23 protein-coding genes and 1 tRNA gene are annotated in these 21438 nt (G+C 61.5%); 14 read left to right on the top strand and 10 right to left on the bottom strand.

Translation table 11 applies throughout. From position 1 onward, the window contains the following. Positions 1-183 (top strand): hypothetical protein (locus ACR0DA_RS17825; RefSeq protein WP_480755124.1); only part of this gene is annotated, 183 nt, incomplete at its 5' end. A gap of 67 nt (positions 184-250) precedes the next feature. On the opposite strand, the gene msrQ is transcribed toward ACR0DA_RS17825, so the two are convergent. Continuing rightward, a complete protein-coding gene (gene msrQ, locus ACR0DA_RS17830) occupies positions 251-865 on the bottom strand; it encodes a protein-methionine-sulfoxide reductase heme-binding subunit MsrQ (protein ID WP_170436434.1) in 615 nt (204 codons plus the stop codon). A 4-nt stretch (positions 866-869) separates the two neighbouring features. Further along, on the bottom strand, positions 870-1772 hold the full coding sequence (gene msrP, locus ACR0DA_RS17835) for a protein-methionine-sulfoxide reductase catalytic subunit MsrP (protein WP_480755126.1): 903 nt from the start codon (positions 1770-1772) through the stop codon (positions 870-872). A gap of 224 nt (positions 1773-1996) precedes the next feature. Here msrP and ACR0DA_RS17840 point away from each other — a divergent pair, with 224 nt between their 5' ends. Continuing rightward, positions 1997-2980 (top strand): hypothetical protein, encoded by a 984-nt coding sequence (locus ACR0DA_RS17840; RefSeq protein ID WP_170368111.1) that lies wholly within the window; start codon positions 1997-1999, stop codon positions 2978-2980. Between the two features lie 64 nt (positions 2981-3044). Here ACR0DA_RS17840 and clpB read toward each other — a convergent pair whose 3' ends face one another. From clpB to ACR0DA_RS17855, 3 genes are all read right to left on the bottom strand, one after another. Beyond that, on the bottom strand, positions 3045-5663 hold the full coding sequence (clpB, locus tag ACR0DA_RS17845) for an ATP-dependent chaperone ClpB (protein WP_480755128.1): 2619 nt from the start codon (positions 5661-5663) through the stop codon (positions 3045-3047). A gap of 126 nt (positions 5664-5789) precedes the next feature. Further along, positions 5790-6104 carry a hypothetical protein gene (locus ACR0DA_RS17850; RefSeq protein WP_170601308.1) on the bottom strand — a complete coding sequence of 105 codons (315 nt, stop codon included), beginning with the start codon at positions 6102-6104 and terminating at the stop codon, positions 5790-5792. Between the two features lie 100 nt (positions 6105-6204). Beyond that, positions 6205-7461 (bottom strand): tetratricopeptide repeat protein, encoded by a 1257-nt coding sequence (locus tag ACR0DA_RS17855; RefSeq protein ID WP_480755129.1) that lies wholly within the window; start codon positions 7459-7461, stop codon positions 6205-6207. Positions 7462-7548: 87 nt separating this feature from the next. Here ACR0DA_RS17855 and pyrF point away from each other — a divergent pair, with 87 nt between their 5' ends. Next, positions 7549-8265, top strand: a complete 717-nt coding sequence (pyrF, locus tag ACR0DA_RS17860; protein ID WP_170601310.1) for an orotidine-5'-phosphate decarboxylase — start codon at positions 7549-7551, stop codon at positions 8263-8265. Between the two features lie 373 nt (positions 8266-8638). Further along, positions 8639-9892 (top strand): DNA polymerase IV, encoded by a 1254-nt coding sequence (locus ACR0DA_RS17865; protein ID WP_480755131.1) that lies wholly within the window; start codon positions 8639-8641, stop codon positions 9890-9892. Positions 9893-9898: 6 nt separating this feature from the next. Here ACR0DA_RS17865 and ACR0DA_RS17870 read toward each other — a convergent pair whose 3' ends face one another. Continuing rightward, positions 9899-10759 carry an N-formylglutamate amidohydrolase gene (locus tag ACR0DA_RS17870; protein ID WP_480755133.1) on the bottom strand — a complete coding sequence of 287 codons (861 nt, stop codon included), beginning with the start codon at positions 10757-10759 and terminating at the stop codon, positions 9899-9901. A 148-nt stretch (positions 10760-10907) separates the two neighbouring features. Here ACR0DA_RS17870 and ACR0DA_RS17875 point away from each other — a divergent pair. From ACR0DA_RS17875 to ACR0DA_RS17900, 6 genes are all read left to right on the top strand, one after another. After that, positions 10908-10982 (top strand) — tRNA-Val (locus tag ACR0DA_RS17875). Positions 10983-11075: 93 nt separating this feature from the next. Further along, a complete protein-coding gene (gene ykgO, locus ACR0DA_RS17880) occupies positions 11076-11201 on the top strand; it encodes a type B 50S ribosomal protein L36 (protein WP_005648635.1) in 126 nt (41 codons plus the stop codon). 115 nt (positions 11202-11316) lie between these two features. Further along, positions 11317-12480, top strand: coding sequence for a WD40/YVTN/BNR-like repeat-containing protein (locus ACR0DA_RS17885; protein ID WP_480755134.1), 1164 nt, complete (start codon positions 11317-11319; stop codon positions 12478-12480). Positions 12481-12631: 151 nt separating this feature from the next. Continuing rightward, on the top strand, positions 12632-13645 hold the full coding sequence (locus tag ACR0DA_RS17890) for a Fe(3+) ABC transporter substrate-binding protein (protein WP_170589788.1): 1014 nt from the start codon (positions 12632-12634) through the stop codon (positions 13643-13645). Positions 13646-13753: 108 nt separating this feature from the next. Beyond that, a complete protein-coding gene (locus tag ACR0DA_RS17895) occupies positions 13754-14308 on the top strand; it encodes a helix-turn-helix domain-containing protein (protein WP_480755135.1) in 555 nt (184 codons plus the stop codon). Then, positions 14305-14823 carry an N-acetyltransferase family protein gene (locus ACR0DA_RS17900; protein WP_480755137.1) on the top strand — a complete coding sequence of 173 codons (519 nt, stop codon included), beginning with the start codon at positions 14305-14307 and terminating at the stop codon, positions 14821-14823. Before ACR0DA_RS17895 ends, ACR0DA_RS17900 begins: the two co-directional genes overlap by 4 nt. Here ACR0DA_RS17900 and ACR0DA_RS17905 read toward each other — a convergent pair. The 4 genes from ACR0DA_RS17905 to ACR0DA_RS17920 all read right to left on the bottom strand — a co-directional run bounded on the left by ACR0DA_RS17905 (position 14820) and on the right by ACR0DA_RS17920 (position 18385). Then, entirely contained in the window at positions 14820-15458 is a 639-nt protein-coding gene (locus ACR0DA_RS17905; protein ID WP_480755139.1) for a nucleoside/nucleotide kinase family protein, read from the bottom strand. The two genes, ACR0DA_RS17900 and ACR0DA_RS17905, sit on opposite strands and share 4 nt — an antisense overlap. Continuing rightward, positions 15455-16231, bottom strand: a complete 777-nt coding sequence (locus tag ACR0DA_RS17910; protein WP_170342885.1) for an ATP-binding cassette domain-containing protein — start codon at positions 16229-16231, stop codon at positions 15455-15457. Before ACR0DA_RS17910 ends, ACR0DA_RS17905 begins: the two co-directional genes overlap by 4 nt. Then, positions 16231-17304 (bottom strand): ABC transporter permease, encoded by a 1074-nt coding sequence (locus ACR0DA_RS17915; RefSeq protein WP_093965462.1) that lies wholly within the window; start codon positions 17302-17304, stop codon positions 16231-16233. Before ACR0DA_RS17915 ends, ACR0DA_RS17910 begins: the two co-directional genes overlap by 1 nt. Before the next feature lie 112 nt (positions 17305-17416). Next, positions 17417-18385, bottom strand: coding sequence for a substrate-binding domain-containing protein (locus ACR0DA_RS17920; RefSeq protein WP_480755193.1), 969 nt, complete (start codon positions 18383-18385; stop codon positions 17417-17419). A 306-nt stretch (positions 18386-18691) separates the two neighbouring features. On the opposite strand from ACR0DA_RS17920, the gene ACR0DA_RS17925 reads away from it, so the two are divergent. The 4 genes from ACR0DA_RS17925 (at position 18692) to ACR0DA_RS17940 (ending at position 21437) form a co-directional block, all read left to right on the top strand. After that, positions 18692-19816 (top strand): ROK family transcriptional regulator, encoded by a 1125-nt coding sequence (locus ACR0DA_RS17925; RefSeq protein ID WP_480755194.1) that lies wholly within the window; start codon positions 18692-18694, stop codon positions 19814-19816. Between the two features lie 259 nt (positions 19817-20075). Beyond that, positions 20076-20417: a hypothetical protein gene (locus ACR0DA_RS17930; RefSeq protein ID WP_480755140.1), complete on the top strand. Its 342-nt coding sequence runs from the start codon at positions 20076-20078 to the stop codon at positions 20415-20417. Further along, complete coding sequence (locus tag ACR0DA_RS17935; protein WP_170451986.1) at positions 20414-21079, top strand: MotA/TolQ/ExbB proton channel family protein; 666 nt, start codon at positions 20414-20416, stop codon at positions 21077-21079. Before ACR0DA_RS17930 ends, ACR0DA_RS17935 begins: the two co-directional genes overlap by 4 nt. Then, on the top strand, positions 21072-21437 hold the full coding sequence (locus ACR0DA_RS17940) for an ExbD/TolR family protein (protein WP_480755141.1): 366 nt from the start codon (positions 21072-21074) through the stop codon (positions 21435-21437). Before ACR0DA_RS17935 ends, ACR0DA_RS17940 begins: the two co-directional genes overlap by 8 nt. Position 21438: the final 1 nt, after the last annotated feature.

The raw sequence follows: 21438 nt of genomic DNA on the forward strand, positions 1-21438 counted from the left end.
GCCGTCCTTCCGACCAACCAACACCGCCTCAGCAGCGCCGGTGAAGGGCGTTCTAAGGATAACTACAAATCACCGCAAGCAGAAAATGACAGGAATAGGAAAAAAATCGCGAAAACAAAAACTATTGTTTATTTTCAATATATTGTTGCCGTCATACCTCCCCAGAACTCAGTTTTTGCCTAGGCCTCGCAGTGAGAAATCACTCACTGTCTGACTTGCCCACATGGTTACCCACAGCCCAGCCCCCGAGTCATGCGGAATCGGCGTGCCGGGACGCCGTATTGAATGCCGGTTTGGGCAGCCGCAGCAGCAACAGGGCAAGAATCACGAACAGGTAGATCAGAGGCTCGATCTGAAAGCCCTTCACCAGCATGACGTAATGCAGCCCCGCAAGAATGGCTGCCGGGTAGACCAGCTTGTGCAGGCGCCTCCAAGCTGCCCCCAGCCACCGGACCGAGGCATTGTTCGACGTGATCCCAAGCGGCAGCATCAGAACGAATGCCACCATGCCGACCGTGATGTAGGGTCGCTTTATGATGTCTGCCCAAATTTGACCTGGGTCTTGCACGTCCAGAACCAGCCAAACCAAAAGGTGGCACACCACATAGGACAGGGTCAAAATGCCGATGGCCCGTCTGAACTTCATGAGGTTCAAGCCGGTGAGCCGCCTCAACGGCGTGACCGCCAAACCCAGGATCATCAACTGAAGTGCCAGTTCTCCATATTCATGTTCCAAAGCCTCGATCGGTTCGACCCCAAGGCCACCGGTCATACCTTGGTAGAACAACCAGGGCACCGGAACCAATCCGGCGATGTAGACCGCCCAGACAGGAACGCGGCGCAGTATTTGGTTCAGCTTGTGCATGGCATCAGTAGTATTCCCTGAGATCCATACCGTTATAAAGCCCTGCGACCTCTTCTTCGTAACCGTTGAACATCAGTGTTGGTTGTCGCTTGGCAAACAACCCGCCGCCGATGCGGCGTTCCGAGGCCTGAGACCACCGCGGATGATCCACGGTCGGGTTCACGTTGCTGTAGAACCCGTATTCACGCGGGTTGGCCATGTTCCAACTGGTTAGCGGCTCTTCGTCGGTCAAAGTGATGCGTACGATCGATTTGATCGACTTGAAGCCATATTTCCACGGAACCACCAGGCGCAGCGGGGCGCCGTTCTGATTGGGGATCGGGCGGCCATAGATACCCGTTGCCATGATCGTCAACGGATGCATGGCTTCATCCAGCCTTAGACCTTCCCGATACGGCCAGTCCAGAACCGGATATGCAACTCCCGGCATCTCGTCGGGGCGCAGCGCGGTTTCGAAGGCCACGTATTTCGCCCCCTCCTGCACACCCGCCATGTTCAGCAGATCGGCCAGCTCGAACCCGTTCCAGGGCACGACCATCGACCAGGCCTCGACACAGCGGAAACGGTAGATGCGTTCTTCGATCGTCATTTCGGACATGATGTCCTGGAAATCATACTCTCCCGGGCGGTCAACCAACCCGTCGATCGTGACGCTCCATGGTTCGGTCTTGAGGGTATGGGCGTATTTCGCAGGGTCGTCCTTGCGGGTCCCGAACTCATAGTAGTTGTTGTAGGACGTGATCTCTTCCCACGTGTTCTGCTCCAGCGCATCTTCCGCACCTGCACGGCCCGCGATCATCGCCAGTCCCGATCCGGCGAGTCCCGCCATGATCTGTCGGCGGTTCAGGAACGCCGCCCGCGGGGTCGTATCGGCTTGTGTCAGAGTGTTGATCCAGCGGTGCGCCATTCCGTTCTCCGTTCATTTACAAAAATCAGCCTTGAATTAGCCCCGTTTTAACACCGGACCAACGCAACTTGCGTCACGATTGAGAGACGGGACTGTAACGAAGCCTGCGTTGCATTCCCGTCGCGCACAGACGAACACCTGTTTGGAACGGCATCAACGGGATGGAAGCTGCACATCCGATAAGGTATCGCCGAAACCACCAGAGACTGTGTGAAGGCCGCCCCGTGTTACTGACCAAAACCATTCCTTTGTCCCTTTCGATCCTGTGGCGCTTTGCGGTGACGTTCCCGATCCTGCTCATCGGCCTTTTTCTGTACGGCGCGTTGGGTGGCGTGATCGGGTTCGTCATCGGGTTGATCCTGCCCGGAACACTGTTCATCGCAACCTTCCTGATCAGCGCCTCATCCGGCGTGATCCCGATCATGGTCGGCGCCCGGTTCGGGTTCCAGTCAAAGCTGATCCGACCCGGCGTGGGCTATCGCAAGCTGATCGTTCCCGCCATTGCCTATGGCGCGGCGGAGTCCCTGGCGATCGGCCTGATCCTTGCGCCAGTGGTCGGGTTGGCCTTTGTTCAGGTCGCGCCCAATCTGGTCGATCTGACCAAGACCCCCGAAACACCGGCACTGGACTGGCTGACCTCGGCCGGCGCGTCGGTTTCGGTGGCGGGCCTCGTCGTCACGGTTGCGGTATTCACGGTAGCCTCGGCTGCGCGGGCCAGTCTGCTGGTTCCCCTGGCTGCGGCGGCCTTGGGCAGCGATCCTGACGACCGACCCTATACGCCCTTCCGCAATCTGGGTGCCTCCTTCTGGCCGCTCTTTGCTTTGGTAGCCATCAGCTATGTGTCGATGATGGTGCTTTACGTCCTCGCCTTTCTGGCCGTAGCATTCGTGGCGGGGCTACCGGCGTTGGCAACGTCCGTCACCGAAATCGAAGGCCTGTTCCGAGGCGGCGCCATCGAAAACCCGATCTGGCCTGCCGTGGCCTTGTTTCTCAGCTTTATCCTGGTCGGGCTTTGGGGGCTGAGCCTGCAATCCGCTGGCGCGGTATTGGCCTATCTGAAACTGCAGGGCGGGCGCCCCAGCCGCCATATGGTGGATCCGGCCCAGCGCATGGCTCCGCCGGCACCCCCACCATCGCCCGAGTCCGGTCCGCGCCTGAGTGCCGACGACTTGCGAGCATTGCGCAAAAGCCGTCAGAACCACGACTGATTGGTGCGCATGAAAAAGGCCCGCCATTTCTGGCGGGCCTTTCCTGTTTCAGCCAAGCCGCAGGTTAGTGGACCACGGCCTCGTCCGGGCGCGGGCGGTCGCTGGTGCCCAACCGGTCGCCGATGATCAGACCATCGGGTCCGGCAGTTACCGGCACGGTGTCGCCATCCCGGATGTCGCCGGCCAGCAAAGCCTCGGCCAGCGGGTTCTGTAGGGCACGCTGGATCACGCGCTTGAGCGGACGCGCCCCGAAGACCGGGTCGTAGCCTTCGTTGGCCAGCCACTCCTTGGCAGCATCGTCCAGCACAAGATCGATCTTGCGCCCAGCAAGCCGCTTCCGCAGGCGGGACAGCTGGATGTCGACGATTGCATCCATGTCCGACCGCTGAAGCCGGTCGAAGATGATGGTCTCATCCAGACGGTTCAGGAACTCGGGCCGGAAATGCGCCCGGACCGCGTCCATCACATCGCGCTTGGCCTGCGCCGTGTCGGCCCCTTCAGCCAACTGGCTGAGCGCCTGCGACCCAAGGTTCGAGGTCAGCACGATCAGCGTCTGCTTGAAGTCGACCGTACGGCCCTGGCCATCGGTCAGCACACCGTCATCCAGCACCTGCAACAGCACGTTGAACACGTCCGGATGTGCCTTCTCGACCTCGTCGAACAGCACCACCTGGTACGGCCGGCGGCGGACGGCTTCGGTCAGAACGCCGCCTTCCTCATAGCCGACATAGCCCGGCGGAGCACCGATCAGGCGGGCGACGGCATGTTTCTCCATGAACTCGGACATGTCGATCCGCACCATCGCGTGTTCGTCGTCGAACAGGTATTCGGCGACGGCCTTGGTCAGCTCGGTCTTACCCACACCGGTCGGGCCGAGGAACAGGAACGAGCCCAGCGGGCGGTTCTCGTCGTTCAGACCGGCCCGGGCCCGGCGCACGGCATTGGCCACGGCGCGCACGGCCTCGTCCTGGCCGACCACGCGGGCATGCAGCGCTTCTTCCATGCGCAGCAGCTTTTCGCGCTCGCCTTCCAGCATCTTCGAGGTCGGGATACCCGTCCAGCGTTCGACCACGGCCGCGATCTGTTCGGGACGCACCGTTTCCTTGGCCATGACCGCGTTGCTTTCCTGGCTTTCGGCCTCGGCCAGCTTGCGCTCCAGCTCGGGGATCACGCCATAGGACAGCTCACCGGCCTTGGCCAGATTGCCTTCGCGCTTGGCGATCTCCAGCTCGGCACGAGCCTTGTCCAGCTGTTCCTTCAACTCGCGGGCGCTGGCCAGCTTGTCCCGCTCGGCCTGCCACTGGGCGGTCATCTCAGCGGATTTCTCCTTGAGCTCGGCCAGTTCCTTCTGCAAGGCCTCAAGCCGATCTTTCGAAGCCGCGTCATCTTCAAGCTTCAGCGCCTCTTCCTCGATCTGGAGCTGCAGGATCTGGCGATCCAACTGGTCCAGCTCTTCGGGCTTGCTGTCCACTTCCATGCGCAGACGCGAGGCGGCCTCATCCACGAGGTCGATCGCTTTGTCAGGCAGGAAGCGGTCGGTGATGTAGCGGTGCGACAAGGTCGCGGCCGACACCAGCGCCGAATCCGAGATGCGCACGCCGTGGTGCAGCTCGTATTTCTCTTTGATGCCACGCAGGATGCTGATCGTGTCTTCGACCGTGGGCTCCTGCACGAAGACGGGCTGGAACCGGCGGGCGAGGGCCGCGTCCTTTTCGACGTATTTGCGGTACTCGTCCAGCGTGGTGGCGCCGATGCAGTGCAGCTCGCCCCGCGCCAGCGCGGGCTTGATCAGGTTGGCCGCATCCATCGCACCGTCGGATTTGCCGGCACCGACCAGCGTGTGCATCTCGTCGATGAACAGGATGATCTCGCCGGCGGCGGCGGTGACCTCGTTCAGAACGGCCTTCAGGCGTTCCTCGAACTCGCCACGGTATTTCGCACCGGCGATCAAGGCACCCATGTCCAGCGCCAGCAGCTTTTTGTCCTTCAGCGATTCCGGAACGTCGCCGTTCACGATGCGCAAAGCCAGACCTTCAGCGATGGCGGTCTTGCCCACACCGGGCTCACCGATCAGAACCGGGTTGTTCTTGGTCCGGCGCGACAGAACCTGCATGGCGCGGCGGATTTCCTCGTCGCGGCCGATGATCGGGTCGATCTTGCCCTCGCGGGCGGCCTCGGTCAGGTCGCGGGCATATTTCTTCAGCGCGTCATAGCCTTCTTCGGCATTGGCGCTGTCGGCGGTGCGGCCCTTGCGGATGTCATTGATCGCCTCGTTCAGCTTCTGGGCGGACACGGCACCGGCTTCCAGGGCCTCCTTGGCCTTGGATTTGACGATGCACAGCGCCATCAGCACGCGCTCGACCGGCACGAAGCTGTCGCCGGCCTTCTTGGCGATCTTCTCGGCCTCGTCCAGAACCTTGGCGGTCTGGCCGTCCAGATAGACCTGGCCTGCGTCGCCGCTGACCTTCGGGATCTTGGCCAGGGCAACATCCAGCGCCTCGATCACGCGCTCGGGCGCGCCGCCCGCACGTTTGATCAGGTTGCTGGCCAGCCCCTGGTCATCATCCATTAGTGCTTTCAGAATATGTTCGGGAGCCAATCTCTGGTGTCCCTCGCGCAGCGCAATGGTCTGCGCTGCCTGCACGAAACCTCGTGCACGCTCGGTGAACTTGTTCAAGTCCATGGCATTCTCCTTTTCCAAGCGCCCGTTAGATTTGCGCCTGCTTGGCAGCACGCAGTGGTCCGGGCCTCATGGATCAATTTGGGAAATGTTCCCGCTGCTTCAAGAGGGTAGCGGGTGAAAAAACGCTCAGCCGCGGGGAATCGTATAGACGGAATAGCCGCCGGTTTCTGCCACCTGCTGAGCATTCTGCATTTCGACCAGCGACTGCGCGGCGGCGCTGCCGGTGGGGCACGAGACGAGGTCGGCCGTGTGGTCCAGGAAATTGACGGTAAAGGCGGTTTCGCCGGTCAACTGGCACCAGTCATCCTCGGACCGATAGCCGCCGACCAGGTACAAATCATCGTTGGTGGGCGGCGGGGCAGCGCCCGTCTCGGGTTGTGGAGGGGTGTCTTCACAAGCGGCGAGCGCGGCCACGGCGGCCAGCGGAAATAGGTGCTTCATGGTCTGTCCCTTTGGTGCAATTTTTGGTCCTGAATGGCGGCACCATAGCACAGTTGGGCCAAAGCGGGGAAACCAGGGTCTCCCCTGCCAGCCGGGGGGGTCAATCGCCTTCGATTTCCCGGATCAGTTTTGTTGCAACGTCGTCGCCCTGCTCGGCTGCAAGACGGTAATATTTCAACGCGCCTTCGATCTCGCCCGCCTCGTGCAGCAGCCGGCCGAACTTACGCTGCGAGGCCATATGACCAAGCTCGGCCGCCCTGCCCCAGAGCACAAAAGCCGCCTGCGTGTCCTGGGGCACGCCGTCCCGCCCGTGATAGGTCAGCGACCCCAGATTATGCAGCGCCACGACGTCATCCTCTTCGGCGGCCTGAAAATAATACTCCAGCGCCTTTTCGATATCCTTGGGATATCCATTCTGGCCGGTTTCGTAGATCAAGCCCAGATGCACCGCGGCATCGACGTTTTCGTGATCGGCGGCCCGCTCCAGATAGTCGACCGCGCGGTCCATGTCCTGTGCGACATGCGTGCCGTCTCGGTAGAACAAGCCCAGCCGCAACAAAGACCGATCATATCCAAGGAATGCGGCCTTTTCGTAATATTCCAGAGCCTTGTCGATGTCGGGCGCAACACCTTCCCCGTTCTCGTAGCCATAGGCGACGTTGTGCATCCCCATCGACAGCCCGGCATCGGCGGCCGCCATGTACCACCCGAACGCCGTTTCATCGTCTTCGGGAACGATCTCACCCTCATTATAGAGCGCGCCGAGCGTGTTCATGGCCAGCCCGCTCCACTCCATCGCAGCCATTTCGGAAAACTCAAGCGCCATCTGCAATTCGCCGCCCTTCAGAAGCGCGCGGGCAAACGCCGCCACAACTTCGGCATCAGCTTCGTCCGCGTTCAATAGGGCATCGGCGCAGATGCCGATTGCGTCCTCAGCGTCCATGTCGGACCAATCCACCCCATTAATATAAGGGGACTGCCCCGGAGCAGAGGCGACCACCAGGCACTCATATTCTCCGTCCGAATAGTCGGGCTCGTATGGCGGATCGTCGGGGTCTGGTTCCGGCCGGGGTCGCAGGTCGGTAACAAGCAGGCGTCGTGTGTCTTCATTGGGGGCGCTGACCTCCTCCGGTTCAGGTGCGCCTCCATTGAATTCGACCAGTTGCTCGCGTGCAAGTTGCGAGTAGATCGGGCACTCCGCATAGACCTCGGCAAAGCTTTGGATGGCCGCCGCCGACCCGCTGTCCTTGACGTCCGCCCAGACCAGTCGGGCCTCTCCGCAATCGGTTTCGCCGGCCCAGACAGCGCCCGCCCCGGCCAAAACAGCTGCCGAAGCCATCACACCCAACCGTATCATCCTGTACTTCCCTGCGTCTTTTCTTGTCTGATTGCGCCACACGCTCTACAGAAGCGCCGATCCCGTCAAGCCTGAAAGGTCGAAACAATGCCCAAAGCCCTGCCCCAAACCGCAGATGACCGCCTGATCGTCGCCCTCGACGTGCCCAACGCGCTGGAAGGGCTGAAAATGGCCGAGACGCTGGGCGACGCGGTATCGTTTTACAAGATCGGTCTGGGGATGCTGACCGGTGGTGGGTTGGCCTTGGCAAACGAGTTGAAGCAAGAGCACGGCAAGCGCATCTTTCTGGACATGAAGCTGTTCGACATCGGCAACACGGTCGAGAATGCAGTGCGGGGGCTGGCGCAGTTCGATCTGGATTTCCTCACGGTGCATGGCGACCCCCACGTTGTGCGTGCCGCCAAGGAAGGCGCAGCAGGCAAGGACCTGAAGATCCTGGCGGTGACCATCCTGACCTCGCTGAACCGTGACGATCTGGATGCAGGTTTGATGAAGTCCGGCGACATGCAGGACATGGTTCTGGAACGCGCGGCCCGCGCATTCGAGGCGGGCGCCGACGGCGTGATCGCCAGTCCGAAAGAGGCGGCCCCGATCCGCGCCCTGCCCCAGGCCAACGGCCGACTGATCGTCACCCCTGGCGTGCGGCCGTCCGGATCGGATCTTGGCGATCAGAAACGCGTCGCGACACCCGCCGCCGCAATCAGTGACGGGGCCGATCACATCGTGGTCGGGCGGCCGATTTATCAGGCCGCCGACCCCAAAGCTGCAGCCGACGCCGTACTGGCCGAGTTGCGTTCGGTGTAACATTTCGAGGGCAAGTCGCGTCAAATCCCCATTCCAGAAGCACGATTTGGCCCGCAAGCGGTTGACCTTGCGTCACTTTTGGCCGCTGCCGCGCCAAATTGCCTCTGTGCCCCAAAACACACATGAAAAACACGAGTTTTAGGACCTGCTTCGTAGGCCTATCGAAATCGACATTTTTGGGCGATTCTGATCAAGAGACACTCCCCAACGGGCCGCGTCTTCCTGAGGCCCGTTACCTCCCCCCGCGAAACTGCGGGGGGTCTTCTTGTCGGCCCCACCTTTTCGTTCAATCGCTTTGCGCTGCAGCGTGCTGTGTTGTACTTTTGGCACCTCGGACAGGCCGCTCATTCGCGGTGCCCGTGGAAAGGAAATGATGCCCGCTCTCTGTCGCGATTGCCTTGCCAGTCTTCACGACGAACGGCGCTGCCCCTCCTGCGGCAGCCCGCGGGTGTTGCGGCATCCAGAGCTGTTCGATCTGACAATCGCCCATATGGATTGCGACGCGTTCTATGCCTCGGTCGAAAAGCGCGACAACCCCGAACTGGCGGGCAAGCCGGTGATCATCGGCGGGGGGCGGCGTGGCGTGGTGTCAACAGCCTGCTATGTGGCGCGTATTCGCGGCGTGCGCTCGGCCATGCCAATGTTTCAGGCGCTGAAACTATGCCCCGATGCAGTGGTGATCAAACCGCGCATGTCCATCTATGTCGAGGTCTCACGACAGATCCGCGCGATGATGGACGAACTGACACCGGATATCGAACCCCTGTCACTGGACGAGGCGTTCATGGACCTGTCAGGCACTCAGCGGCTGCATGGCGCGCCGCCCGCGGTGATGCTGGCACGGCTGGTCAAACGCATGAAAGACGAGCTGGGTCTGACCGGCTCGATCGGGCTTTCGCACAACAAGTTTCTGGCCAAGGTGGCGTCCGATCTGGACAAACCGCGCGGGTTTTCCGTGATCGGCATGGCGGAAACCGCCGAGTTTCTGAACGACAAGCCGGTGCGGTTGATCTGGGGCATCGGACCGGCTGCGCAGGAGTCACTGGAGCGGGCCGGCATTCGCGTATTCTCAGACTTACTGCGATGGGATCAAGAGGCCCTCACGGCGCGCTTTGGCTCGATGGGCTATCGGCTGTGGCACCTGGCCAGAGGGCAGGACAAGCGGCGCGTTTCAGCCCACGAGCCGATGAAGTCGATCAGCAATGAAACAACGTTTTTCGAGGACACCGCCAACCCCGACATTCTGGACGGCCACCTTTGGCGCATGGCCGAAAAGGTGGCCGACCGAGCGAAGGCCAAGGGGCTGGCCGGGCGGGTCGTGACGCTGAAGCTCAAAAAGGCCAACCACAAACTGCTGACCCGCCGGGTCTCGTTGCGGGATGCGACACAGATGGCTGACCGCATCTACCGCACCGCTCGCGGGCTGTTCGATCAGGTCGGCGATCAGGGCCCCTATCGTCTGCTGGGCTGCGGATTGTCAGACCTATGCGCCGAAGATCAGGCCGACATATCCGGCGACCTGCTGGACCCTGGAGCCACGCAACGCTCGAAAGCGGAACGTGCGACCGACGAGATCCGCCGAAAATATGGAACTGATGCAATCGTGAAGGGCCGAGCGCTGCGGTGACTCTTCCTATTCGGCGGCCAACCGTGCCGGCTGAGATCCAATTCGGGCGATATCCGCGATGACTTCTTCCAGAACATCCCTGAACGCCAGAAAATTGGCGTTGGGCTCGATCGTGTTCTCATTCATGTAGAGCGCCCGGTCGATCTCGATCTGAATCGCATGCTGATGACGGGCGGGACGTCCGTAGGTTTGGGTCACGTACGCCCCTGCAAAGGGCGTGTTGCGGGCCACGGTCAGACCGGCGGACGAAAAGGCCGCTTCGATCTGATCAACAATGACGCCCGATGCCGAGGCACCAAATCGATCCCCCAGCACGATCTCGGGACGGCGCCCCTTGGGGTTCCCGGCCATGGCAACGGCCTCGTGCGGCATCGAGTGGCAGTCGATCAAAATGGCCTGTCCGAACATGTCGATCGAGTCGGCCAAAAGAGACTTCAGGCGGGCGTGATAGGGGCGCCAATAAGTGTCGATGCGCAGGCGCGCTTCGTCCATCGTAAGCTTGCCGCTGTAGATTGCGCGACCGTTGGATACGACACGGGGGATCACGCCCAACCCCGATACCACGCGCGGGTTGTGTCCCTGACGGCGCGCGCCCAGAATCAACGCAGGATCCAGTTCCTCGGCGCTGCGATTGAGGTCAAGGAACGCGCGCGGCATCTGTGCCGCAATCAACGGTGCGCCATGGATCGAGGCGGAAGCGAACAGTTGATCGACAAAGGCATCTTCGGAAGAGCGAATCACATTGCGGTTCAGAACCGAACGATCCAGAAAGCCCGGCAAATAGTTCCGGCCGCTATGTGGCGAAGAAAAAACAACGCACGACGTGCGTTCTGCGGGTATTTCCAAAGCGTATGCGGCGCTGTGCATGGCCTCTCCTTCTTTGCCGATAACATAGACCGGAAAATTGTTGGACCAAACCCCTTGAACCCCTTCGCGACTCCTTTTATAGACCCCTCCACCGGCGCGGAGATCCGCGCCCCGTTTCGTTATGGGGTAGGATACGCAAAGGGAAAGTGGGCGGTTAGCTCAGCGGTAGAGCACTTCGTTGACATCGAAGGGGTCACAAGTTCGATCCTTGTACCGCCCACCATCGTTTCACTGTTTCGGGTCTGACCCGAGGCACCCGCTAACCCAGGCGCTGGCCACGTCCTTGATGAAGGCGCCGCAGAATTGGAGAGAGACCATGAAGGTCAAGAACTCGCTCCGCTCGCTCAAGAACCGGCACCGCGACTGCCGGGTTGTGCGTCGCAAAGGCCGCGTCTATGTGATCAACAAGACGCAGCGCAAGTTCAAAGCTCGTCAGGGCTGAGAACGGCAAATCGCTGTTTCAAAGAACCGCGCCTCCGGGCGCGGTTTTTTTGTGCCGCGCGCCGAGACTGACCGTTCGTGTTAGGCTGTTGAAAACAGCCGGGAGCGCGAAACGGATGAAACACTCTTGCATCGACATATTGGTGGGCACCACCAAGGGTGCCTTCGTGATCATCGGAGACCGGGAGCGCGAATCTTGGCGCGTTACGGGTCCGCATTGCGGCGGCTGGCCCATCAACCACGTCGTCGGAGATGACGAAACCGGGACACTCTGGGCCGGCGGCGGCGGCGACTGGCACGGAGCCGGCGTCTGGCGCTCCGAGGATGGGGGTGAGAGCTGGGCGGTCACCAAGCTCACCCAAGGGCAGCAAGACGAGTGGGCCGCAAACGATCCCGACTTTGCCGAGTTAATCGGATGGACCGGGGAAGCAGCACCTTTCAGCGATGAATTCTCGCAGATCTGGTCGCTGCATTATTCAGGCGGCGCCTTGTACGCGGGAGCAAAACCGGCGCGGTTGTTGGTCAGTTCGGATGCTGGGCAGACCTGGGAAACGGTCAATGGCCTGACCGATCACCCCTCAGCCGAAGACTGGTCACCGGGGGCCGCAGGCTTGGTGCTGCACACGATCGTTTCCGATCCAGACGATGCGCAAAAGCTGTGGGTGGGCATATCGGCGGCCGGAGTATTCGCCTCGGAAGACGGCGGCACTACGTGGGAGCGGCGCAACCGGCTGTCGAACGCCGAGAGTTGCGGGCAGCACGACCATCCGGCCGCGCCGCGGGACGGTCAAATCGGTCATTGCGTACACAACATGGTCCGGGCGCCCGGCACCAAAGGGCTGCTGTATCAACAGAACCATCATGGCGTCTGGCGTTCGTCCGATGGCGGGCGCAGCTGGGACGATATCTCCGGCGGGTTGCCGTCGACCTTTGGATTCCCAATCCACGTCCATCCCCACGATCCCGATACGATCTGGACCATTCCCCTGAATGGAGACAGCATCGGACGGTATCCGCCGGATGCGGCGGCGGCGGTCTGGAAATCGACCGATGGTGGCCAAAGCTGGACCGCTTGTCGCGAAGGGCTGCCGCAGACCAGCTGCTTTTTCACTGTTCTGCGCCAGGCGATGGCAGGAGATTGTCGTGACCCTGCGGGTGTCTATTTCGGAACCAACAGCGGCTCGGTGTTTGCAAGCGCCGACGAAGGCGAAACCTGGACCGAGATCGCCAGGCATCTGCCGACCATTTTGTCGGTCGAGACAATTCAACGCGCGCGCTAACCATCCCAGCCCGGCGCACCCAAACACGCTGCGGCAAATTAGACCAAGTAATTTTGTCGGATTTTCTTGCATCCCGCCCGAAATCGTTTAATTGAGCAAATCAGTCGGGAAATACCCCGCTCATGAGATTCGACAACCGGGACATCCACAGATGAAAACCACGAGCTTTATCGCCGCCGCACTGTCGGCCCTGATCGCCGGATCGGCCGCCGCTGAAGGCGAGCTGAACCTGTACTCCTCGCGCCACTACGACACCGACGAGCGTCTCTACACCGATTTCGAAGAAGCCACCGGCATCAAGATCAACCGCATCGAAGGCAAGGCCGACGAGCTGATCGCACGGATGGAAGCGGAAGGCGCGAACTCGCCCGCCGACATCCTGCTGACCGTTGACACCTCGCGCTTGGCGCGGGCCAAGAACGCGGGCCTGCTGCAGGCGGTCGACAGCGAAGTTCTGGAAGAGCGCATCCCCGCCAACCTGCAGGACGAAGATAACCAGTGGTTCGGCTTCTCGCAGCGCGCGCGCATCATCTTCTACGACAAGAATGACGTGACCAACCCGCCGGCCACCTACCTGGATCTGGCCGACCCCGAATACAAAGGGCTGGTTTGCATCCGGTCGTCCAGCAACACCTACAACCAGACCCTGCTGGCCTCGATCATCACCCATCACGGCGCCGAAAAGGCCAAAGAATGGGCCGAGGGAGTCGTGGCCAACATGGCGCGTGAACCTCAGGGTGGCGACACCGATCAGCTGCGTGGAATCGTGTCCGGTGAATGCGAAATCGCCGTGTCGAACTCGTACTACTTTGCACGTGCTCTACGCAAAGACGTCAAGGGCCTGTCGGACAGCGTCGACATGATCGGAATTCAATTCCCCGCGCAGGATGCCGAAGGCGCACACATGAACCTGTCGGGTGCGGGCGTCGCGGCCCATGCCCCGAACAAGGACAACGCGGTCAAGTTCCTGGAATACCTCGCCAGCGATCAGGCACAGGTCTACTTCTCGAACGGCAACGATGAATTCCCCGCCGTCCAAGGCGTTGAGCTGGCCGAGAACGTGGCCGCTCTGGGTGAATTCAAGGCCGACGAAGTGAACCTGTCTGAAGTCGCCAAGAACATCCCCGAGGCCCAGAAGATCTTCAACGAGGTTGGCTGGAAGTAAGCCGCCATCATATCGAGCAGTTGAAGGGGCGCAGCAAAGGCGCCCCTTTTTATTTTATTTATTTCTGCTAACTTTCTCATTATCGAAACTGATTCTCGGATATGAGAAATGCTCGACAACCTGTCCAGCCGCCTCGCGCGCCACCTGAGCGACCTGCGCCGCAGCCGGGGCTGGTCGCTTGAACAACTCGCCCAGGCCAGCGGGGTCAGCCGGGCCACCCTGTCGCGCATGGAGAAGGCCGAGGTCAGCCCGACGGCCGAGAATCTTGGCCGATTGTGCGCAGCCTACGGACTGCCGATGTCGCGCCTGTTGATGATGGTCGAGGACAGCTTCGACCCCAAGGTTCCTTACGAACGGCAGATCGAATGGCGCGACCCCGAAACCGGGTTCACGCGGCGGTCGGTGTCGCCGCCCTCGGCGGGGCTGACGGGCGAGGTTCTGGAATGTCACCTCCCACCCGGCACAACGATCACCTATGGCGCACCGCCTCGTCCCGGGCAGGAACATCACTTGATCGTGCTGGATGGCGCAATGACCCTGACCGTTGATGGAACGTCCCATGCGCTGAACGGGGGTGATTGCCTGCGTTATCATCTGGCAGGCGCGACCCGTTTTGAAACCGAGGCGTCCCGCGGCGCCCGCTACATTATGGTGCTGATATGATTGCACTCCTGACCGAAACGACTTTTGACCAAGCGGTGGAGGATCTGGCGGATATCCTGCATGGCTGCGTGCATACCGGCGCCAGCATAGGGTTCGTTCTGCCGTTTTCCCGTGACGCCGCGCGCGCCTATTGGCAGGAGCGCGTGCGCCCTGCGCTGTCAGCCGGAGAGTTGGATCTTTTCGTGGCCTATGGCGACGGACGCATCCAAGGGACGGTTCAGCTGATTCCGGCTGCGATGCCCAACCAGCCGCACCGCGCCGATGTGGCCAAGCTGCTGGTGCATCCCGACGCACGGCGGCGCGGGCTGGGCCGCGCCTTGATGGGTGCCCTGCAAGAGCGCGCCGTCGAACTTGGCCGAACCCTGTTGGTGCTGGACACGCGCAGCACCGACCCGTCGCGCATCCTGTACCAAAGCCTGGGATTCGAAACCGCCGGAGAGGTTCCCGGCTATTGCCGCAACCCGTTCGAACCCGTGTTCGAACCCACCACCTACATGTACAAGGCGCTGGGCTAACGCAGCACCAGGTCGGCAGCGCCCGAGTTCTGCACCGCGCGTCGGGCGTTGGGAATGTCATTGGCGAAGGCTCGGCGCTCGGCTTCGTCGCGCGGCAGGCCCAGCCCGATCCAACGGTCCAGCAGGCGCGCCTCGAGTGTCGGCAGGGGCACGTCCAGAAACACGGTCAGCGCCCACAGGTCGCGCAGATCGTGCCACCCCGGTTCGTCCAGCAGGAGATAGTTCCCCTCGACGATCACCACCCGCTGGTCGCGGGTCACGAACGAACAGGCTGCTATGGACTTGTCGAGCACGCGGTCGAACTCGGGCACGGCGACCTCGTCTTCGGCCTGAAGGCGGCGCAACAAGGCATGAAAACCCGGCAGGTCGAATGTCTCGGGCGCGCCCTTGCGCGGCAGCAGATCGCGTGCCGTCAGGATCTGGTTGTCATAGTGGAAACCATCCATCGACAGCAGCCCGGTCGGAATGCCGCGCCCCTGCAGCGCCTGTTGGGCAAGAGCGGCCACGGTGGATTTCCCCGCACCCGGCGGCCCGGCCACGGCGACAAGCTGGCGCGCTTCGCCGCTCGCCAGCCCGGCTGCGGCGTCGGCGATCCGCTCGGCCAGCGCCTGTGGCGATGACCCTTCGGCCGTCATGCCGCGCGATCCTGTTCCGGCGGTTCTTTGGCGCCCGTCATGAAGGCCACGGCATCGGACATGGTGTAGTCTTTGGGGTCGATCACGCAAAGCCGCTTGCCAAGTCGATGCACATGGATGCGGTCGGCCACTTCGAACACATGGGGCATGTTGTGGCTGATCAGAATGATCGGAATGCCACGGGATTTCACGTCCTGGATCAGTTCCAGAACCCGCCGGCTTTCCTTGACGCCAAGCGCCGCGGTGGGTTCATCAAGGATGATGACTTTGGACCCGAACGCCGCCGCACGGGCCACGGCCACGCCCTGACGTTGTCCACCCGACAAGGTCTCGACCGCCTGGTTGATGTTCTGGATCGTCATCAGCCCCAGTTCGTTCAGCTTGTCGCGGGCGAACTTCTCCATCGCCGGACGGTCGAGCATCCGGAATACCGAGCCCAACGGCCCCTTGCGCCGGATCTCGCGCCCCATGAACATGTTGTCGGTGATCGACAGGGCGGGCGACATGGCCAACGTCTGATAGACCGTTTCGATCCCGGCTTCGCGCGCGTCGATGGGCGAGTGGAAATCGACCTTGCGCCCTTCCAGCCAGATCTCGCCCTCATCCGGGGCGACGGCACCGGAAACCGCCTTGATCAAGGTCGATTTACCTGCGCCGTTGTCGCCGATCACGGCCAGGATTTCGCCCGGCATAAGGTCGAAATCGCAGTGATCCAGCGCCGTGACCTTGCCATAGCGTTTGACCAGATTGCGCCCTTTGAGAATGGGTTCCATCACGCTGCTACCTTTCTGATCCACTGGTCCACGGCCACGGCGGCGATGATCAGCATACCGATAAGAAGGAATGTCCACTGCGCATCCGCGCCCAACAACCGCAGGCCCAGGGTGAACACGCCGACGATCAGCGCCCCGAACAACGAGCCCAGGATCGACCCGCGCCCCCCGAACAATGAAATGCCTCCGATCACGACGGCGGTGATGCTTTCGATGTTGGCCAACTGTCCTGAGGTGGGCGAGACCGAGCCTATGCGCCCGATCAGCGCCCAGCCGGCAAATGCGCAGATCAGCCCCGACAGCATGTAGACCGACATCAACGTGCGATGCACGTTCACGCCCGACAGCTCGGCGGCCTCGGGGTCGTCGCCCACGGCATAGACATGGCGCCCCCACGCGGTATGCCGCAGCGCATAGGCCAGCACCAGGATCAGCACCAGCATGAAGATCACCCCGACCGTGAACACAGCCCCGCCGACATTGAACTTGGCGCCGAACAGCTGAAGGATCGGGGCGTTGGCCTCGATTTCCTGCGACCGGATGGTTTCATTCTGTGAATACAGGAAGTTGGCTGCCAGAACGATCTGCCACATGCCCAGCGTCACGATGAAGGGCGGCAGCTTGACCCGGCTGACCAGGAACCCATTCACCGCGCCGATGGCGGTCCCGATGGCCAGACCGCACAGGATCGCCACCGTGGGCGGCAGCCCATAGCGGAAGGTGAACTGGCCCATCACCACCGAGGACATGACCATGATCGCGCCCACGCTCAGATCGATGCCGGCGGTCAGGATCACCAAGCTCTGGGCGGCGGCCACGATGCCGACGATCTGCACTTGCTGCAGGATCAGGGTCAGTGCGAAAGGCGAAAAGAACTTGGCGCCCAACAAGGCGCCGAAAATCAGGATTGCAGCGACCAAAACGATCAGCGGCACCAGCGAAGGGTTCACATGCAGAAAGTGTTGGACCGTCCCCATGAACCCGCGGTGGTGATCTTCGAATTCGGCAACTTGTTCCGGGCTGCCTTTGGCTGCGGCTTCGAAGTCGTCGGACTGTCTAGATGTGTCGGACATCAGTAAGGTTCCCCCATGCGTCAAGCTCCCGTCTTGGGGCGACTCTAGCAAAATTTCGGGTGAGGTCGTGGTTCAATTCAGGGGCCGCGCTGCGGCCCCTGAAGGGATCAGATCAGCCCCAGCAGAGGTCCATGCCCTCTTTGACCGAGATCGACTCAACGCCTTCGGCCGGCTTGTCCGTCACCAGCGCAACACCGGTGTCATAGAAGTCCTTGCCGGGCGTGTTCTCGGGCTTCACGCCCTCGTCGGCCCATTTCTTGACCGCCTCGACGCCAAGCGACGCCATCAGCAGCGGGTATTGCTGCGAGGTTGCGCCGATCACACCGTCGGCCACGTTCTGCACACCGGGGCAGCCGCCGTCGACCGAAACGATCAGCACATCGTTTTCGCGGCCGATGGCCTTGAGCGCCTCATACGCACCGGCGGCAGCCGGTTCGTTGATCGTATAGACCACGTTGACCATCGGGTCCTTGGCCAGAAGGTTCTCCATGGCCTTGCGGCCACCCTCTTCGTTCCCGGCGGTGACGTCATGGCCTACGATGCGCGGGTCGGTCTCGTCGCCCCATTTGTTCGGGTCGCCCAAGTCAATGCCGAAGCCCTGCAGGAATCCCTGGTCGCGCAGCACCCCGACCGAGGGCTGGCTGACTGCGAGATCCAACATCGCGATCTTCGCGTTCTGGGCTTCGTCTCCCAGCGTGGCTGCGGCCCATTTGCCGATCAGCTCGCCCGCCAGAAAGTTGTCGGTTGCAAAAGTCGCATCCGCCGAGTTGATCGGTTCGAGCGGTGTATCCAGCGCGATGACCAGCACACCGGCGTCGCGCGCCTGCTGGACGGCCGGAACGATCGACGATGTATCGGATGCGGTCAACAGGATACCCTTGGCGCCGTCCAGAATGCAGGTCTCGATCGCCTGCACCTGAGTTTCATGGTCGCCGTCGATCTTGCCGGCGAACGCCTTGAGCGTCATGCCCAGCTCTTCGGCCTTGGCTGTGGCACCCTCTTTCATCTTCACGAAGAAGGGGTTGGTGTCGGTTTTGGTGATCAGGCAGACCGTGTCCTGCGCGGCGGCAGCGCCTGCCATGGCTGTAAGGGCCAGCGCGGTCGCGCCAGCGAATGCTGAAATCTTCAAGGCTTTTCCTCCCAATATCTCCGATACCCGATGGGCATCTAAGGAGTCCGGACGGAATTCTGCCGGCTCCCATATGTAAAACCATCCGGTGATTCTCGGGTTCTGTCAATAAATAAATCACTCTTATTTATTATTGACACCGGGTAGGCGCATCCACATTCTTGATCGTAGGAGGAGCGGCCCGTGCCCGAGGAACAATCAGCGCAGAGCAATCCGCCCGAGCGCGTTTCGACCGTGCGCGGGACGAACCAAAGTGGCATGCGCGCCCACAACGAACGACTGGTGCTGTCACTGGTCCGCCGGCACCAGGCGCTCGCCAAGTCGGAGCTGGCCCGCATGACCGGATTGTCGGCGCAGACTGTCTCGGTGATCATGCGCCAACTGGAAAGCGATGGGTTGCTGCTTAGGGGCGAGCCACAACGTGGCAAGGTTGGGCAACCCTCCGTGCCAATGCGCCTGAATCCGGATGGGGCCTATTTTCTGGGGCTGAAGGTCGGCCGCCGCAGCACCGAGTTGGTATTGACCGATTTCCTGGGCAAAGTACGGGAGCGCGCGCGCGAGACCTATGACTATCCCACCCCCGGTGCGACATTGGATTTCGCCACGGGCACATTGGACCGGATGATGCACCAGATGCCGGAAGCATCGCGTGACCGGGTTGCCGGGTTGGGCATTGCGATGCCCTTCTATCTCTGGGATTGGGCGCAGACCCTGAATGTCCCACAAGAAAGGATGGATCCATGGCGCTCAGCCGATCTGCAAGCCAGTCTTTCCCAAGCGCGAGACATCCCCGTCTATTTGCAGAATGATGCCACCGCGGCTTGCGGGGCAGAGTTGGTGTTCGGGCCATCCGAAAGGCCGCGGAACTTTCTGTATTTCTACATGGGGTACTTCATTGGCGGGGGTGTCGTCCTCAACGGCGTCATTTTTTCCGGGCGCGGGAATGCAGGCGCCTTGGGTCCGTTGCCGGTTCCCGTCGGCTCGGGCGAAGTCAAACCCCTGATCGATGTCGCCAGCCTGTGCGTGCTTGAGCAGAAGCTTGTCGCCGCAGGGCTGGATCCCTTCCACATGTGGGAGACCCCGGACCATTGGGAAATGCCGGACACGCTTCTCGAAGCATGGATGGACGAGGCCGCGAAAGGTCTGGCCTATGCGATCCTGTCTTCCTGCAGCCTGATCGACTTTGAAACGGTGAAAATCGACGGCTGGATGCCCGAGAGCGTTACCGCGCGCTTGATCGAACGTGTTGAGACGCATCTCTCCCAGCTCAACTTCACCGGGCTCGAGCAACCCTCGGTTCTGGCCGGGTCGGTGGGTCCGGATGCCCGCGCCCTGGGGGCAGCCAGCTTGCCTCTGTCGGACAGATACCTTGTCGAAACCTGAGCGACAGCTGCGGACCTCCAATAGCATTGGCGAGGTTTCGCCTGACGAACGATCACAAAGCCCCCGCCAACCCTTCCCCGTACAGCTGGTCTAAGATATTACAGGCACGGCGCCAGCACTGCTTGGCGGGCTGCAGGTACCACGTGTTCAGAATGAGGTTCTATCATTGAAACTGCGTCACCTTTTACCCGCCCTTATCGCATGGTCAGCCCTCCCCCTTGCGGCTGATGCGCAATCATCTGACGCCGATGGCGCAGGGTTGTCACTGGAACTCAACGCGGCGCAGGATGTGGGGCAGGCCTGTCGGCTGTCATTTCTGATCACCAACGAAACCGGACAGGCGATCGACAAAGCCGTTTTCGAAACCGTGATCTTCGACACGCAGGGTTCGGTGATCAAACTGTCATTGTTCGATTTTCGGGATTTGCCGCAGGACCGCCCGCGTGTGCGCCAGTTCGACCTGCCCGACAGACCATGCGCAACGGTCGGGCGCGTTCTGATAAACGGAGCCAGTTCCTGCGTAACAGACGGTTCCGAGAGTGATCTTTGCAATTCGGCCCTGTCGGTGACCAGCCGCTTGGAAATGGAGCTTTTGGGATGAACATCTTCAACGCGCTTGGCCAGATCCTTGCATTGGGCGGGCCAGTAGTGGCGATCCTTCTTGTGATGTCGATCCTGACCGTGGCGGTATCGATCTACAAGCTCTGGCAGTTTGCGGCCTGTGGCGTCGGCCGCCATATGGTGCTGTCCCAGGCATTGGCAGCCTGGGATGCCGGAGACCACGACACTGCGCGCGAGCGTCTGGCCGCCAGCAGCAGCTACCTTGCCCCGATCGTGGGTGCGGCAATGAACGCCCCGGATACGGCGGGGCTGGACGAACGGCTGGACGCCGAAGCCGGATTGGCGTTGGCCGGGCTCGAGCGCGGTTTCCGGCTTTTGGATACGGTCGCGCAGTTGGCCCCCTTGCTGGGGTTGTTCGGCACGGTTCTGGGCATGATCGAAGCGTTCCAAAGCCTGCAGACGGCCGGGGCCGGTGTAGATCCGTCGCTGCTGGCTGGTGGGATCTGGGTTGCGCTGGTGACGACAGCGGTGGGTCTGGCGGTTGCGATGCCCACATCCATGGTCTTGTCCTGGTTCGAGAGCCGTACCGCGCGCGAGCGGGTGTTCGCAGATAAGGCCTTGCGCACGATTCTCGTGCCGACCCAGGCGCTGCCTACAGCAACGACCAGCACCGCGTTTGTCGCCGCGCCGGGACATGCGTAACGCGGCCCCATTTGTCCGGCGCGCCATGTCGATGACACCGCTCATCGACGTGATTTTTCTGCTTTTGCTGTTCTTTATGCTAACGTCGACCTTTTCGACATTCGGAGAGATTCAACTCAGCAGCGCAGCCGCGGGCCCATCAGAGCCCAGCGCCCCGTCGGATCGCGCTTTTGTGCAATTGGGGGCGAACCGCGTGGTGCTGAACGGAGCACCGCTCTCGCTGGATGAATTGGCACAGGCACTGCAGCCCGGGCAGGTGCTGGTCAGTCTTGACGGCGACGTCACCGCCCAACGGCTTGTTGACTTTCTGGCGAAATTGCGCGGCCTTGACGGTCTGTCGGTAACGGTTCTGGAGTGAC

This window comes from Ruegeria sp. CI8, assembly GCF_056536865.1.

Bases quoted from the DNA above. Each gene is read 5' to 3' on its own strand.
- msrQ (WP_170436434.1), bottom strand. From the start codon at position 865: ATGCACAAGCTGAACCAAATACTGCGCCGCGTTCCTGTCTGGGCGGTC.
- msrP (WP_480755126.1), bottom strand. From the start codon at position 1,772: ATGGCGCACCGCTGGATCAACACTCTGACACAAGCCGATACGACCCCG.
- clpB (WP_480755128.1), bottom strand. From the start codon at position 5,663: ATGGACTTGAACAAGTTCACCGAGCGTGCACGAGGTTTCGTGCAGGCA.
- ACR0DA_RS17850 (WP_170601308.1), bottom strand. From the start codon at position 6,104: ATGAAGCACCTATTTCCGCTGGCCGCCGTGGCCGCGCTCGCCGCTTGT.
- ACR0DA_RS17855 (WP_480755129.1), bottom strand. From the start codon at position 7,461: ATGATACGGTTGGGTGTGATGGCTTCGGCAGCTGTTTTGGCCGGGGCG.
- pyrF (WP_170601310.1), top strand. From the start codon at position 7,549: ATGCCCAAAGCCCTGCCCCAAACCGCAGATGACCGCCTGATCGTCGCC.
- ACR0DA_RS17865 (WP_480755131.1), top strand. From the start codon at position 8,639: ATGCCCGCTCTCTGTCGCGATTGCCTTGCCAGTCTTCACGACGAACGG.
- ACR0DA_RS17870 (WP_480755133.1), bottom strand. From the start codon at position 10,759: ATGCACAGCGCCGCATACGCTTTGGAAATACCCGCAGAACGCACGTCG.
- ykgO (WP_005648635.1), top strand. From the start codon at position 11,076: ATGAAGGTCAAGAACTCGCTCCGCTCGCTCAAGAACCGGCACCGCGAC.
- ACR0DA_RS17885 (WP_480755134.1), top strand. From the start codon at position 11,317: ATGAAACACTCTTGCATCGACATATTGGTGGGCACCACCAAGGGTGCC.
- ACR0DA_RS17890 (WP_170589788.1), top strand. From the start codon at position 12,632: ATGAAAACCACGAGCTTTATCGCCGCCGCACTGTCGGCCCTGATCGCC.
- ACR0DA_RS17895 (WP_480755135.1), top strand. From the start codon at position 13,754: ATGCTCGACAACCTGTCCAGCCGCCTCGCGCGCCACCTGAGCGACCTG.
- ACR0DA_RS17900 (WP_480755137.1), top strand. From the start codon at position 14,305: ATGATTGCACTCCTGACCGAAACGACTTTTGACCAAGCGGTGGAGGAT.
- ACR0DA_RS17905 (WP_480755139.1), bottom strand. From the start codon at position 15,458: ATGACGGCCGAAGGGTCATCGCCACAGGCGCTGGCCGAGCGGATCGCC.
- ACR0DA_RS17910 (WP_170342885.1), bottom strand. From the start codon at position 16,231: ATGGAACCCATTCTCAAAGGGCGCAATCTGGTCAAACGCTATGGCAAG.
- ACR0DA_RS17915 (WP_093965462.1), bottom strand. From the start codon at position 17,304: ATGTCCGACACATCTAGACAGTCCGACGACTTCGAAGCCGCAGCCAAA.
- ACR0DA_RS17920 (WP_480755193.1), bottom strand. From the start codon at position 18,385: ATGGCAGGCGCTGCCGCCGCGCAGGACACGGTCTGCCTGATCACCAAA.
- ACR0DA_RS17925 (WP_480755194.1), top strand. From the start codon at position 18,692: ATGCGCGCCCACAACGAACGACTGGTGCTGTCACTGGTCCGCCGGCAC.
- ACR0DA_RS17935 (WP_170451986.1), top strand. From the start codon at position 20,414: ATGAACATCTTCAACGCGCTTGGCCAGATCCTTGCATTGGGCGGGCCA.
- ACR0DA_RS17940 (WP_480755141.1), top strand. From the start codon at position 21,072: ATGCGTAACGCGGCCCCATTTGTCCGGCGCGCCATGTCGATGACACCG.